General features: G+C 64.9%; 15 protein-coding genes. 9 read left to right on the top strand and 6 right to left on the bottom strand.

Going from position 1 to position 14158, the window contains the following annotated elements:
- Together ACREE8_RS02800 and ACREE8_RS02795 are read left to right on the top strand one after the other, a co-directional pair.
- Positions 1–704 (top strand): amino acid ABC transporter permease (locus ACREE8_RS02800; RefSeq protein WP_431571461.1); only part of this gene is annotated, 704 nt, incomplete at its 5' end.
- Positions 705–720: 16 nt separating this feature from the next.
- Positions 721–1464, top strand: coding sequence for an amino acid ABC transporter ATP-binding protein (locus tag ACREE8_RS02795; protein WP_431571460.1), 744 nt, complete (start codon positions 721–723; stop codon positions 1462–1464).
- Between the two features lie 144 nt (positions 1465–1608).
- Here ACREE8_RS02795 and ACREE8_RS02790 read toward each other — a convergent pair whose 3' ends face one another.
- Positions 1609–2493, bottom strand: a complete 885-nt coding sequence (locus ACREE8_RS02790) for a hypothetical protein (RefSeq protein WP_431571459.1) — start codon at positions 2491–2493, stop codon at positions 1609–1611.
- A 192-nt stretch (positions 2494–2685) separates the two neighbouring features.
- Here ACREE8_RS02790 and ACREE8_RS02785 point away from each other — a divergent pair, with 192 nt between their 5' ends.
- From ACREE8_RS02785 to ACREE8_RS02755, 7 genes are all read left to right on the top strand, one after another.
- Positions 2686–3042 carry a hypothetical protein gene (locus ACREE8_RS02785; protein WP_431571458.1) on the top strand — a complete coding sequence of 119 codons (357 nt, stop codon included), beginning with the start codon at positions 2686–2688 and terminating at the stop codon, positions 3040–3042.
- Between the two features lie 104 nt (positions 3043–3146).
- The gene (locus ACREE8_RS02780) at positions 3147–4610 is read left to right on the top strand and encodes a multicopper oxidase family protein (RefSeq protein ID WP_431571457.1); all 1464 of its coding nucleotides are present in this window, start codon (positions 3147–3149) and stop codon (positions 4608–4610) included.
- A 31-nt stretch (positions 4611–4641) separates the two neighbouring features.
- Positions 4642–5085 carry a DUF411 domain-containing protein gene (locus tag ACREE8_RS02775; protein WP_431571456.1) on the top strand — a complete coding sequence of 148 codons (444 nt, stop codon included), beginning with the start codon at positions 4642–4644 and terminating at the stop codon, positions 5083–5085.
- Positions 5086–5268: 183 nt separating this feature from the next.
- A complete protein-coding gene (locus tag ACREE8_RS02770; RefSeq protein WP_431571455.1) occupies positions 5269–5829 on the top strand; it encodes a TlpA family protein disulfide reductase in 561 nt (186 codons plus the stop codon).
- A gap of 483 nt (positions 5830–6312) precedes the next feature.
- Complete coding sequence (locus tag ACREE8_RS02765) at positions 6313–6921, top strand: SCO family protein (RefSeq protein ID WP_431571454.1); 609 nt, start codon at positions 6313–6315, stop codon at positions 6919–6921.
- Positions 6922–7008: 87 nt separating this feature from the next.
- Positions 7009–7809 (top strand): DsbA family protein, encoded by an 801-nt coding sequence (locus ACREE8_RS02760; RefSeq protein WP_431571453.1) that lies wholly within the window; start codon positions 7009–7011, stop codon positions 7807–7809.
- 9 nt (positions 7810–7818) lie between these two features.
- Entirely contained in the window at positions 7819–8553 is a 735-nt protein-coding gene (locus ACREE8_RS02755; protein ID WP_431571452.1) for a cytochrome c biogenesis CcdA family protein, read from the top strand.
- Positions 8554–8649: 96 nt separating this feature from the next.
- Here ACREE8_RS02755 and rodA read toward each other — a convergent pair whose 3' ends face one another.
- The 5 genes from rodA to ACREE8_RS02730 form a co-directional block, all read right to left on the bottom strand.
- Positions 8650–9828: a rod shape-determining protein RodA gene (gene rodA, locus ACREE8_RS02750; protein WP_431571451.1), complete on the bottom strand. Its 1179-nt coding sequence runs from the start codon at positions 9826–9828 to the stop codon at positions 8650–8652.
- Positions 9825–11735 (bottom strand): penicillin-binding protein 2, encoded by a 1911-nt coding sequence (gene mrdA, locus ACREE8_RS02745; protein WP_431571450.1) that lies wholly within the window; start codon positions 11733–11735, stop codon positions 9825–9827. The genes rodA and mrdA overlap by 4 nt, the downstream gene beginning before the upstream one ends.
- A gap of 60 nt (positions 11736–11795) precedes the next feature.
- Positions 11796–12314, bottom strand: coding sequence for a rod shape-determining protein MreD (mreD, locus tag ACREE8_RS02740; protein ID WP_431571449.1), 519 nt, complete (start codon positions 12312–12314; stop codon positions 11796–11798).
- Between the two features lie 107 nt (positions 12315–12421).
- Positions 12422–13348 carry a rod shape-determining protein MreC gene (gene mreC, locus ACREE8_RS02735; protein WP_431571448.1) on the bottom strand — a complete coding sequence of 309 codons (927 nt, stop codon included), beginning with the start codon at positions 13346–13348 and terminating at the stop codon, positions 12422–12424.
- A 115-nt stretch (positions 13349–13463) separates the two neighbouring features.
- A partial coding sequence (locus ACREE8_RS02730; protein WP_431571447.1) for a rod shape-determining protein occupies positions 13464–14158 on the bottom strand: 695 nt, incomplete at its 5' end.

Below are 14158 nucleotides of genomic sequence, written 5' to 3'. Positions count from 1 at the left end.
ATATCGCGGTCGGCCGCACCTTCTTCTTCCTGCCGCTGATCTTCAGTTCCTTCGGCCTCGTGCTCAACGCCTTCTGGGTCAATGTCTTCATCTTCTGCGTGGCCGAGGTGTTCGTGCTGATCTGGGGGCTGGTGGTCGCGATCGCGCGCCTCGTCCCCGGCGAGCCGGGCCGGCCGATCCGCATGATCGCCACCGCCTATATCGACGTGTTTCGCGGGCTCCCCGCCATCATCTCGATCTATCTGGTGGGCTTCGGTTTGCCGCTCACGGGCCTGCCGATCATTCGCGACTTCCCGCTCGAATGGTACGCGATCCTGGCCCTGACCCTGACCTACGGCGCCTATGTCGCCGAGGTCTATCGGTCCGGTATCGAAAGCATCCATCAGAGCCAGACCGCGGCCGCGCGCTCGCTGGGCCTCTCCTACGCCCAGACCCTGCGCTATGTCGTGATCCCGCAGGCGGTGCGCCGCATCATCCCGCCGCTCCTCAACGATTTCATCAGCCTGCAGAAGGACACGGCCCTGGTGAACGTGATCGGCGCCATCGATGCCTTCAACCAGGCCAAGATCGTCGCCAGCAACCATTTCAACCTGTCGTCGGTGACGACGGTCGCCTTCCTCTTCGTCATCATCACCATTCCCCAGGCCCGCTTCGTCGACCGCATGATTGAGCGCGATCAGCGGCGCACGCGGGCGGCGGGCTGAGGAGGCGGGCGGCATCATGTCCTTCCTCGAAATCATCGAGATCGAGAAGAATTTCGGACCCCACCGGATCTTCGATGGCTTGAGCATGAACGTCGAGGAGCATCAGGTGGTCTGCCTGATCGGCCCCTCCGGTTGTGGAAAATCGACGCTGCTGCGCTGCATCAACGGGCTGGAGCAGATCCAGGGCGGCGAGATCCGCCTCCATGGCGACCGCGTCACCGGACCCGGCGTCGACGTCAACGCACTGCGTCGCGACGTGGGCATCGTGTTCCAGAGCTACAATCTGTTCCCGCATATGAGCGTGCTGGAGAATGTGCTGCTGGCGCCGCTGAAAGTGCTGAAGATGGACCGGGCCGAAGCCGAGGATCGCGCGATGGCGCTGCTGCGGCGCATCGGGCTCGAGGCCAAGGCCAAGGAATTCCCCGACCGGCTCTCCGGCGGCCAGCAGCAGCGCGTCGCCATCGTCCGCGCTCTCGCCATGGATCCCCTGGTGATGCTGCTCGACGAGATCACCTCGGCGCTCGACCCCGAACTGGTCTCCGAGGTGCTCAACATCGTGCGCGACCTGGCGAAGGAAGGCATGACCATGCTCCTCGCCACCCACGAGATGGGGTTCGCCCGCGACGTCGCCAGCAAGGTCTGCTTCCTCCATGGCGGCAAGGTCCATGAGGAAGGCCCGCCCGAACAGATTTTCGGCAACCCCCAGCAGGAACGGACGCGCGCGTTCCTGAAGCGCATCATCGAGGCGGGGCGTCTCTGAGCTTTCCTCGCCCCCACGAAGTGGGGGAGAGGGACGCGCAGGCTTAGTTGAGGCGAAGCCGAAATTTGGCCGGAGCTGGGTGAGGGAGCGCCCGCAGAATGGTGTGACGCCACTCGAGACTACGCCCTTCGTTCGACAACCCCCTCACCCTGCCCTCTCTCCCTCCCCAAGTGGGGATGGGGAGAGGATCTTAGAAAGCGACTGCCCATCTCCGATCCGTTCGAACCATTCGGGTGTCGTGCGAGGCGCCTTACCGTCGATGTTCGGCGCACCGACACCGGCGCGGACATGCGAGGCCGAGACGGTGCGCGTCTCCAGGCTGAAGCGGGTGATCCCGCTCGCGTCTGAAATGCTGCCATGGAGATGGGCGGCCGAGAAGCAGAGCAGGTCGCCGGGCTCGATCACGATCGCCCAGCCCTCCTCGGGTTTGAGCGGGACAGTCGCAGTCGGCAGCACGGGATAGGTTTCGGCGCGGCCTTCGGCCATGCGCTTCTTGAGCTCGTGATAGTCCCAGTCGGCCGTGTTGTTCTCGATCGGCCGCGCCCAGTATTCCGGATAGATCACGATCGAGCGGCTGCGTGCCAGCGGATAGAGCGCCGCCCACCAGTTGATCTGCTGGGCGATGTTCGAGCCCCAGCTGTCGCGATGCGGCGGCAGCGGCATGATCCGGCGCCCCTGATGGCTGGCGCTGGAGGGCACGAGGCGCAGCTGCAGCCCGTCGAAATAGGTGTCGTCGGGCGGCAGGCCCACCTGCGCCACCGCCTCCCCCACCAGCTGCATCAGCGCCTTGTCGGCGCGGACCTGGTTGCGCAGCTTGCGCACGCGGGCGAGGAAGACATCGGGCGCCAGCCGTGCCTCGGCGGTCTCGGGCTCGGCATCGCCCAGCCCCTCGCGGACCACCGCATCGATGTCGCGAACCAGCGCCTTCAGCGCAGGCACCTGCCGAAACACCAGGATATCGCCAGCGAAGATCTGCCGGCCGATCTCGTCGGCGGCAATCGCTCCGGGAACGAACTGGAAAGCGGGCATGGCCGGGGTTCCTCGATGGGCGTCTGGTGCGACGGAAGGGACAAAGGATCGAATGCCCGCGCATTGGCGACCGAGGTTGCCAAGATGAAACGCTTGTATTCAATCGTATTCCTTGAAAAGCCTGTTCGAGCCCAGCCGCGTCCCAAGGTCACAGATTCGTGAGGCCGCTTGTTCCCTGGCAGATTTATGGCCATGCTACCGGCCATGTCATCTTCGCGGCGAATGCTCGTCCTGTTGCTTGGTGCCTTCCTGGCCCTGGGCATGAGCCTGTCCGCCATCCAGGCTGGCGAGATGCCGGCCAAGATGATGACGATGATGTCCGGTATGGACGGTTCCGGACATTGCAACGACTGCGGTGACAGTGGTCCATCAAAGGCAATGGCCGCTTGCAGCTTCGGCTGCGTCACCCCTGTGATTGCCATGCTTCCGCAGACGATCCTAACGAGGATCCTCCAGGCGTCCGCCCCGCTTACACGCCAGCACTCGCTCCTCCTCGGCGGTACATTCCCGCCCGACCCCGACCCTCCTCGATCCTGCGATCTCGGCTGACGCTGCGCCGCTGCCTCGGGCGGTCGACGTCGGCGTTTGAGCTGTGAGACGCGAGCTGCCGCTCGCGCCCGTTATCTCACCCGTGATCGTCGAAGGGTCGAAGTGTGGCTTCCAATCGCAACTTTCTTTGGTCCCGCCGGGCCTTGCTCGGCGCTGGGGCCGGCCTTGTCCTAGGCACGGCCCTGAGCCCTTGGCCGACGCGTGCCGCCGATGGCGCGCGTCGCCTGAGCGCCGCGTCGGGTCAGGCCTTCCTGCTGGGGAAGGATCGCCCGGCAACCCAGGTCTGGGCCTATGACGATCAAGTGCCGGGACCGGTCTTGCGATTCCCACAGGGCAAGCCGGTCCGGATCACGTTCGAGAACCGGCTCGAAGAGGGCACGACGATCCATTGGCACGGCATCCGCCTGCCGATCGGGATGGATGGCGTGCCCGGCATCAGCCAGCCGCCGATCAAGCCTGGCGAGACATTCGTCTACGAATTCACGCCGCCGGACGCTGGAACCTTTTGGTATCACCCGCATGTCGACAGTCTTCGACAGATCGGCCGTGGTCTCTCCGGTGCTCTCATTATCGAAGAACAGGAGCCGCCGGTCGTCGATCGCGATCTCCTCTGGATGCTCGCCGACTGGCGGATGACCGATGACGGCCAGATCGCCGCCGGCTTCGGCAACCCGATGGAAGCGATGATGTCGGGGCGGATCGGCAATACCGTCACGCTGAACGGCAGAGTCTCCGCCGGAGAGCCGGTGCGCGCAGGCGAGCGCATCCGCCTGCGTCTCGTGAACGGTGCGCTGGCCCGAATCATGGCGCTTCGCTTCGAGGGCCATCGCCCCATGATTGTGGCGATCGACGGCCAGCCCTGCGATCCGCACGAACCGAAGGATGGCCGCCTGCTTCTTGGGCCAGCCATGCGCATGGATGTTATCATCGATATGCAAGGCGAGCCGGGCCGGCGCTACCGTGTGACTGACGACTTCTATGACGAGCTCGCCTATGCGCTGACAGAGCTTGCTTACGACACTGAGCAGCCGATGCGCACCCACCCGCTCGACGCCCCTCACCCCCTGCCACCCAATCCCCTGCCAGAGCCGGATCTCGCCGCTGCCGAGCGCCACGAGCTCGTCCTTCAAGGCGGCATGATGGGCGGCGGAGCGATGGCCGGCCTTGGCGGCATGGCGGGTGGCGGCATGATGGGCGGTGGCAATGGTATGAGCATGGCGGGCATGGGCTCGGCCGGCTGGGCCATCAATGGCAGCGCCATGACCGGCGACGGCCAGGCCGGCATGCCGCCGCTGCTGACGCTGAAGCTGGGCCGCAGCTATCTCTTCACGCTCCGAAACCAGACCGCCTGGTGGCATCCGATGCATCTGCACGGCCACAGTTTCCGGGTATTGAGCCGCAACGGCACCCCCGTGCCTCACCGCGAATGGGGCGACACCGTTCTGGTTTCGCCCAGGGAGGCCGTCGAGATCGCTTTCGTCGCCGACAATCCCGGCGACTGGATGCTGCACTGCCATGTCATCGATCACCAGATGGCGGGCCTGATGACCATTTTGCGCATCGCTTGAGTTTCACGCTTCTTCAACCAGGAGAACTGCCATGAAGAGAATTGCCATCCACTTCGGTACAGCCCTTGCGCTCATCACGGCTCCGTTGCCCGCGTTGGCGGAACCGATCCACGCGCTCCTCTACAAGAATCCGCAATGCAGTTGCTGCGAGGCCTATGCGGCTTATCTGCAGCAGAACGGTTTCGAGGTCGATATCAAGCCGACCAACGACCTGGCCGCGATCAGCGCCAAGGCCGGGGTTCCGGCAGATCTCGAAGGCTGCCACACCATGTTGATCGAAGGCTATGTGGTCGACGGCCTCGTGCCGGCCGATGTCGTTCGCAAGCTCCTGGCGGAGAAACCGGCGATCGCCGGAATCACGCTGCCTGGCATGCCGATGGGGGCGCCCGGCATGGGCGGAACCAAGACCGGGCCTTTCACGATCTATGCCGTCACCAAGGATGGTGCGGCGCCGACGGTCTATGCCGTCGAATGACCATGCTGTCGGCGAATGGCGGGGCCCGGCGACGATGATGGACCGTTCATCGAGGGCCGAAGCGATGGCGGGCGCGCGGGCTCAGGCGGCCGGCGACATATCGAGCCGTCGGCCGGTCCGTGTCCTGCCGGCCACCGGCCTTGCTGCTTTGACTATGGCTTTCGCCTGGGAGATCGGACCCTTATGAATCGCGCCTTCTTCGCATGGCTCGTCATCCTGCTCGCGGCCCTCATGCCGGCGAGGGCGGCCGAGCCGCCGCAGAATTTCGTCCTTTATGACGCAGCCCGTCCTCTGCCGGAGATCCGCTTCGAGGATGCAGAGGCAAAACCTCTGAGCCTGACCGACTTCCGCGGCAAGGTCGTGTTGCTGAACATCTGGGCGACCTGGTGCGGGCCTTGCCGGAAGGAGATGCCCACCCTGGACCGGCTCCAGGCCAAACTGGGCGGCGCGGATTTCGAGGTCGTCGCCTTGTCGATCGATGAGGGTGGGCCCGATGTCGTGCGGAAATTCTACGCCGAGATCGGGATCCGGCAGCTCCCGATTTACATGCACCCTTCCGGCGCCACCCCCCAAGCGCTTGGCGTCGTCGGCATACCCACAACCCTTCTGATCGATCGCCGGGGCCAGGAACTCGGAAGGCTGGTCGGCCCGGCCGAGTGGGATGCCCCGGAAATGATTTCCCTGCTCGAGTCGGTCATCGCGCGACAGGCCGACAGCCCGAGCGCACCCCAGCAGGAGGAATGATCCTCATGACAATCCCGAACACCGGTAAGCCTCTTCCGATTCCCTTGGGGTCCCGGCCGCTCAATCTCGTCAGGCGATATCTCAGCGGTCGGAATGCCTTGCTCGCAGCCGCCACCCTGGCAATCGTAGTTGGTATGGCGTTCAACTGGCGTTGGTTGGTAACGGCTGGAATCGCGCCGCTTCTCCTGAGCGCGCTGCCTTGCGTGGCCATGTGCGCGCTCGGGCTGTGCATGAACCGGAAGTCGGGTCGGTCTTGCGAGGCGAAGCCGTCTTCCGGTGCGGCTCCCGATACAAGGCCGCAATCCCCGGCGTCATCCCAAGTCTTTTCATCATCCTTCGGGCTTCCCGAGAATTCCACGGCCCATTCTCCCATGAAACCTCTCGAGAGGCCGTGACATCATGCCGTTTCTGAGAGTTGCACTTGTTGCCGCCCTGCTCGTCCCAGCGCTTGCGCCCGCTGCCTCGTCGCACTCCCTGGACGAATTGCAACAGCAGCTCACCAGCAAGGATAAATACTTCCAGGCGGCCGACAGCGAGGCGCCCGGTTTCACGCTGCAGGATGCGGATGGCCGCAAGGTCGGCTTGACCGACTTCCACGGGAAGGTCGTCGTCCTCAACTTCATCTATACGCACTGTCCCGACGTCTGCCCTCTCCATTCGGAGCGGATCGCCGAGATCCAGAAGATGATCAACGGGACGCCCATGAAGGATCTGGTCGAGTTCATCACCATCACGACCGATCCCGGCCGGGACAACGGGCCGGTGCTACGCGACTACGGCGCCGCTCACGGCCTCGATCCCTTGAACTGGGTCTTCCTGACGACGACTCCGGAGCAACCGGAGGACACCACCCGGAAGATCGCCGAAGCCTATGGCCTCAAGTTCGTCGAGAGTTCGGACGGCCTCCAGATGCATGCGGTGGTGACGCATGTCATCGACCAGGATGGGCGCTTGCGCGCCCGGTTTCACGGGCTGGATTTCGATCCGGTCGATCTCGTGGTCTACGTCAATGCCCTGACCAACGGAATATCGAAACCGCATGAAGATGCGAAGCCGGGCCTGTGGGACAGAATCAAGGCGCTGTTCCAATAGGCTTTCATCAGGACCGTCCGGAGCTTGCCATGAGCCGCTCTTCCATGACGACCAGCCAATACCCTGCAATCCGTGAAGGGTGGCGTCATGTCCGACGCTGACTCGCCGTCCCGCAAATTCGAGTCCTCTCGCGGAATCAAGACGCTGGTCATCATCTCCCTGATGCTGTCGGCGCTCGCGGCCGGATTGTCGTTCTTTACACTACTGGTTTCGGTCGGCTTCCTGCCGATCAGCGTCAGGCCCCTCGGCTTCGAACGTCAAATGCACGCCTACACTCTGAGCAATGACGAGGCCGAATCGGAACCGCTCCAGCCGGCGCAATCGACTGAGAACCCATCCCCGGAGGACGAGTTGGCGGCAGTAACCCTCGCCCGGCACGATGAGATTTTCAGCGACCCGACTGCGCCCGTCGGCGGAAACCCCGCAGGCGATGTCACACTGGTCGAGTTCTTCGACTACAACTGCCCCTATTGCCGTGAAGCGGCATCGATCCTCGATGCCACCGTTCAAACCGACAAGGGACTGCGGCTTGTCTTCAAGGAGCTTCCCATCCTGGGGCCCGGGTCCACCTTCGCGGCGCAAGCTGCGCTCGCCGCTCATAAGCAGGGTAAATACTTGATCTTCCACAAAGCGATGATGGCGTATTCGGGCGCGATCACGGAGAGTTCCACGCTTCAGATCGCAACCGATGTGGGCCTCGATCTTGAACGATTGAAGACGGATATGAAGGATCCTCTGATCGATCAAGCCGTCCAGCGCAACCGGGCATTGGCTCAGGCCCTTCGCATATCGGGCACGCCAAGCTTCGTGATCGGCCGGGAAATTGTCCGCGGCCTCGTCGATATAGAGACGATGCGCCGATTCATTGTCGCCGCTCGTGAACGATAGGTTGCATTGATGCTCGCGGCCTCCACCGTCGGGATTCTCACGGCATTCCTGGCTGGGGCGATCTCGTTCCTGTCGCCCTGCGTGCTGCCGCTGGTGCCGGGATATATTTCCTATGTTTCCGGAAATACCCTGGACCAGAAAGGCCGATCTCAGGGCAGCCGTCTCACAACGCTGCTGCTGAGCGCCTATTTCGTTCTCGGCTTTTCCACGGTCTTTGTGGCACTTGGCGCGAGCGCGAGCGCAATCAGCCGGCTGCTCCTCTCCTACAGGTACGAGGCTACCATTGCCGGTGGTGTCATCGTCATTCTGTTCGGCGTCGTGACGACCGGGCTGGTCCGCATACCCTGGCTCGAACGCGATCTGCGCATTCACCGCAGCCTGCGCTCCGGCGGGCCGCTCGGCGCTTATATCCTCGGATTCGTATTCGCCTTTGGATGGACGCCCTGCATTGGGCCCGTTCTGGGCGCCATCCTCACGATCGGCGCACTCTCCTCGACGGCCGCGACGGGCGTTATCTTGCTTGCAGCCTATTCGGCGGGGCTTGGCGTTCCCTTCATGGTCACCGCCATTTTCACGGATGGCCTTCTTCGGGGGAGAAGGGCGATCGGCCGGATCGGGCGACTGCTTCAGCTCGGTGCTGGCTCCGTGATGATGATCATGGGAGTCGCCATGATCACCGGACATATGTCCATCTTCTCGATCTGGCTGCTCCGGCATGTCCCCGTGCTGACGCAAATCGGCTGAAGGCACGCGAGTCCGCCTCCGGCACCACGTCTTGTTCGTCTCGGATGCGTAGCGTACGGGCGCAAGGCCTTGAGCTATCCGCGATCCTCTGTCGCCTCAGCCCTCGTCGCCCTGGCCGTGCTGGCCCAGCCGCAGGTCGCGGTTGACGTTGACGGCCTGCACCAGCCCGAAGCCCATCAGCAGCGACAGCATCGAGGTGCCGCCATAGGAGATCAGCGGCAGCGGCACGCCGACCACGGGGATGAGGCCCATCACCATCGCCATGTTGATGAAAACATAGAAGAACATGCTCGAGGTGATGCCGAAGGCGAGCAGCCGGCCGAACTGGTTGCGGCTCCGAAGCGCGATCATGAAGCCGTACAGCAGCACCAACGCGTAGAGGCAGAGCAGCGTGATGCCGCCGACCATGCCCAGCTCCTCGGCCAGCATGGTGAAGATGAAATCGGTCTGGCGCTCGGGCAGGAAGTTGAGATGGCTCTGGGTCCCCATGAGGAAGCCCTTGCCCAGCACGCCGCCGGAGCCGAAGGCGATCTTCGACTGCATGATGTGATAGCCCGAGCCCAGCGGATCGCTCTCGGGATTGAGGAAGGTCAGCACGCGCTGGCGCTGATAGTCATGCATGAAGCCCCAGCCGATCGGGAGCGCCGCCAGGCCCGCCGCCCCGATCAGGATGAACTTCCACATCCGCACGCCGGCCGCGAAGAACATCACGCCGCCGATCAGGATCAGCATGCCGGCGGTGCCGAGATCGGGCTGTACCAGCACCAACCCCGCCGGCATCATGACCAGCATCAAGGGCGGCACCAGCGGCAGCGGCAGGTGGCGCCTGATGTCCTCGAGGTCGAGCCGGTGGAAATAACGTGCCAGCGCCACGACCAGCGCGACCTTCATGATCTCGGAGGGCTGCAGCTGAAAGAACCTGAAGTCGATCCAGCGCTGCGCGCCCATGCCGATCTCGCCCGCGATCTCGACATAGACCAGCAGCAGGAAGGCGAAGGCATAGAAGGCGTAGGCCCAGCGCAGCCAGAAGCGCAGGTCGGTCAGCGCCACCACGGTCATCAGCCCCAGCCCGATAATCAGGCGCGCGCCCTGGCGCGACATCCAGGGATCGATATTGCCGTTGGCGGCGGAATAGAGCATGGCGAGCCCGACGCTCGCGATCATGATCAGCAGCAGCACCAGGCCCCAGCTGATCTGCTTCAGCTTCTGGCCGATCGAGAGCTCGGCGGCGTTGCGCCCGAAGGGGGTGCCGCCGAAATGGGTCGGTCCGATCATGCCGGTCTCTCATTGTTCTGGACCATCTGCTCGGCCGGCCGCCGGCGCGCAGGGTCCCGCGTCTGGGCCTCGATCAGGATGTCGCGGGCGATCGGGCCGGCAATCACCGAGCCGCCGCCGCCATGCTCGATCACGACCGCGACCGCATAGCGCGGCGCATGGACCGGCGCGAAGCCGATGAAGAGCGCATGGTCGCGCTGCGGCCAGGGCAGATCCTCGTTCTTGCGCACGCCGGCATTGCGCTCGCTCATGGTGATGCGGCGCACCTGGGCGGTGCCAGTCTTGCCGGCGAGCTCCATGCCGGGAATGGTGATGCGGGCGCGGTAGGCGGTGCCGTTGGTGGCGTTGCTGACCTGGTTCATGCCTTCCAGCACGACCGCCAGATGCTCCGGCGAAACCCCCATCGACGGGAAGGGCGGCTTCAGCACGCTGCCGCTATCACCTTCGCGCAAGGCGGCCCCGCCATCGGCGGCGAAGACCATGTCGCGATGGAGCTTGGGCTGGATCGCATAGCCGCCCGAGGAGAGACGCGCGGTCAGAACCGCCAATTGCAAGGGCGTGGTCGTGATGAAACCTTGGCCGATGCCGGCGACCAGCGATTCGCCCGGATGCCAGATATCGCCCATCGTCGCCTGTTTCCAGGCGCGGTCGGGAATGAGGCCCGGCTTCTCCGAGGGCATGTCGATGCCGGTCAGCTGACCGAGGCCGAAGCGGCGCGCCATGGCCGCGATCGGGTCGATGCCGATGCGCCGGGCCAGATCGTAGAAGTAACTATCGCAGGAATGGCGGATGCCGCCGATCATATCGAGCGTGCCGTGGCCCTGCTTCTTCCAGCAATGGAACCGGGCCGAACCCAGCACGGTGACGCCGTTGCAGAAGACCGTGTGATCGGGGCCGATCCCCTGCTCCATCGCCGCCATGGCCACGACCGTCTTGAAGGTCGAGCCCGGCGCGTAGGTGCCGTTGAGCGCCTTGTTGGAGAGGGGCCGCAACGGATCGGTGGTGAGGGCCTGCCATTCCGCACTGGTAAGGCCGCGATCGAAGGCGGTCGGGTCGTAGCTCGGCGTCGAGGCCAGCGCCAGGATCTCGCCCGTCATGATGTCGATGCAGACGGCGGCCCCGCTGAGCTGGGCGGAGAGGGATTGCTGGGTAAAGGTCTGCAGGCCCATATCGAGCGTGGTGACCAGATCCTTGCCGGGCACGCCCTCGTCGCGCGCGAGCTCGCGGATCACGCGGCCGACGGCGTTGACCTCGACCTGGCTGTTGCCGGCGGAGCCGCGCAGATCGGTATCGTATTGCTTCTCGATGCCGCTCTTGCCGACACGGAAGCCCGGCAGCTCGAGCAGCGGATCGCCGGTCAGCTCGGCCTCGGCCACGACACCGACATAGCCCAGCACATGGGAGACCATGCCGCCATAGGGATAGTTCCGCCTCTGCTCGACCTCGATCGAGACGCCGGGCAGGTCGGGCGTGTTGACCTCCACCTGCGCCACCAGCGGCCAGTCGAGATTCTCCTTCACCGTCACCGGCACGAAGGCGCGGCTGCGCCCGACTTCCTTCATGATCCGGGCGCGCTCCGAATCGCTGATCGAGACGATCGTCTCCAGCGACTGCAGCGTCCCCTCGAGATCCTCGGTCTGCTCGGGCGTCAGAACGATGCGATAATTCTGGTCGTTGGTCGCGAGCGGCTGGCCGAACCGGTCGAGGATGCGGCCGCGGCGCGGCGCCAGGAGACGCAGGCTGATGCGGTTCTCCTCGGCCAGCAGCTTGTAGCGGTCGGATTCGACGACCTGCAGGTAATACATCCGGGCAGCCAGGCTGCCGAGCAGCACCAGCTGCGCGCCGCCGAGCATGGCCGCGCGACGGGTGAAGGTCCGATAAAGCTGCTGGTTGCTTTGTACCGTCATGGGAGGGGCCGGGGGCTCAAGCGACGCGCCGGAACGAGGGGACAGGGAGCGACATCATCGTCACGCCTGCTGCGACAGAAGCCAGCGCTGCGCGCGGGCGAAGAGATAGGCCACGGCCGGATAGAGACCGAGATCGACCAGATAGTTGAAGACGGCCGGCCGGGGGTCGACCAGGGTCACGTCCAGCAGGCTGGTGGCGATCCAGGCCAGCACCATGGCGCCGGCCGAGACCATCATGTAGCCCCACCAGACCACCAGGAAGGGCTGGCCGATGAAAAGCCGGCGCTGAGACACCGTGAGCGCATAGACCACGACCAGGACCAGCGTGCCGACGCCGAGCGGCGCCATGCCGAAGAAATCGGCCAGGATGCCGATGGCGAAGACCAGCGGCAGCGGCAAGGCGGTCGGGCGATGGATAGCCCAGTAATAGACCGACATCAGCGCGAAACTGGGGCTGATCGGCTGCCAGAAAGGCAGCGGCAGCGGAATCGAGCCCAGCAGCATCAGCAGCAGCGTCAGCGTGGCCGGCCATAAACGCTGCGACCAGAGATCGAGGCGCTGCCAGAAACTGGAGCTCATGATCCGAGTTGTATCCTTTAAGAGCCGGGGCGCCTGGGGCGCCCGCATTCACCAAAGGCGCCTTCGGCGCCGAACCTTTTGGGGCGCGCTTCCCCGCGCCCGCCTCGTCAGGGCCCGCGCGGCGGCGCCACGACCGGGGTCCCTGCCGACGGGCTGGCCCCCGCATTGGCCGCCGCCGCGACCGGATCGTCGCTCAGCACGCCATCGAGGCCGTAATCCACGATCTGCAGGAATTCCATATGGTCCCAGTCCACGAAGGGCGTCACCGAGACGACACCGTCGGAAATCCGGTCGATCACGCCGACCGGCAGGCCCGGGGGGAAGGCCCCGCCATCGCCGGAGGTGACGACGCGGTCGCCGACCTCGATCGCGAGGCCGGGCTTGAGATAGATCAGCTGCGGCCGGTTGGAGTTGTCGCCGGCCAGGATGGCGCGGTCGCGGGTCCGTTCGACCACGACCGGCACGCGGGAATTGATGTCGGTCAGCAGGAGCACCCGGGCCGAGCGGGTCCCGACCTCGCTGACGCGCCCCGCCAGACCGTCGCCGGTCATGGCCGCCTGGCCCTTGCGCAGGCCCGATTTCTCGCCGGCGGCGATCAGCACCTCGCGAACGAAGGCGCCGGTATGGTCGCCGATCACCCGCGCGCTGATGAAGCTGGAGCGCGGATCCGGCACGAAATGCAGCATGGTACGGAGCTGGCGGTTCTCGGCGTCGAGGCGCTGGGCGATGGTCTGCCACTCGGCCAGACGCTGGCGCTCGATCCGCAGGCGGGCGTTCTCGGCCCGCAGATCGACCAGTTCCTCGAGATTGGCGAACAGCCCTTCGGCGAAGCTCACGGGCTCGGACAGGGCGCCCAGGATCGGGGCCACGGCATCGGACACCGCCGTGCGGGCCTGGGAGACCATCGGGCCATTGGCACGACCCAACACCATCACGCCAATGGCCGCAGCCATCACCATGACCAGGGTCAGCCGATGAACCAACGCCCGCAGCGGCGAGGCCAGGCGCAGCGCGGAGCCGGTCCGCTGCTTCATAACCTGCCTCCGCAGCGAATGCCCATTCGGGAATCGCTTTTCGTCATCGTCGCGACTCCACGACTCACGATAACCCGAGACCCGAATCGGGCAAAGGAAAATTGAGTGGAATCAATCAATACATATTGATGAGGACGTTCTTGAGCGTCTTCATCTCCTCCAGGCAACGACCGGTGCCGAGCGCCACGCAGGTGAGCGGATCGTCCGCGATCGAGACCGGCAGGCCGGTCGAATGGCGGAGCACGAGGTCCAGGTTCGAGAGCAGCGCACCGCCACCGGTCAGCACGATGCCCTTGTCGACGATGTCGGCGGCAAGTTCGGGCGCCGTATGCTCGAGAGCCACCTTGACCGCCTCGATGATGGCCCCGACCGGCTCGGCCAGGCTCTCGGCGATCTGACGCTCGGTGATGACGAGTTCCTTGGGTACGCCGTTCATCAGGTCGCGGCCCTTGATCTCCATGACGCGGCCGTCGCCGTCTTCGGGCGGACAGGCCGAGCCGATTTCCTTCTTGATGCGCTCGGCACTGCCTTCACCGACCAGCAGGTTATGGTTACGGCGGATATAGGCGATGATCGCCTCGTCCATCTTGTCGCCGCCGACGCGCACCGAACGCGAATAGACGATGCCGCCCAGCGACAGCACCGCGACCTCGGTCGTGCCGCCGCCGATATCGACCACCATCGAACCGGTGGGCTCGGTCACCGGCAGGCCGGCGCCGATCGCGGCGGCCATCGGCTCCTCGATCAGGAACACCCGGCGGGCACCGGCGCTCTCGGCCGATTCCTGGATGGCGCGGCGCTCGACCGCCG

The organism is Hypericibacter sp., from assembly GCF_050729195.1.
Lineage (GTDB): Bacteria > Pseudomonadota > Alphaproteobacteria > Dongiales > Dongiaceae > Hypericibacter.
The sequence above is the reverse complement of the archived record's forward strand: the minus strand, read 5'-3'. Positions and strand labels throughout refer to the sequence as shown.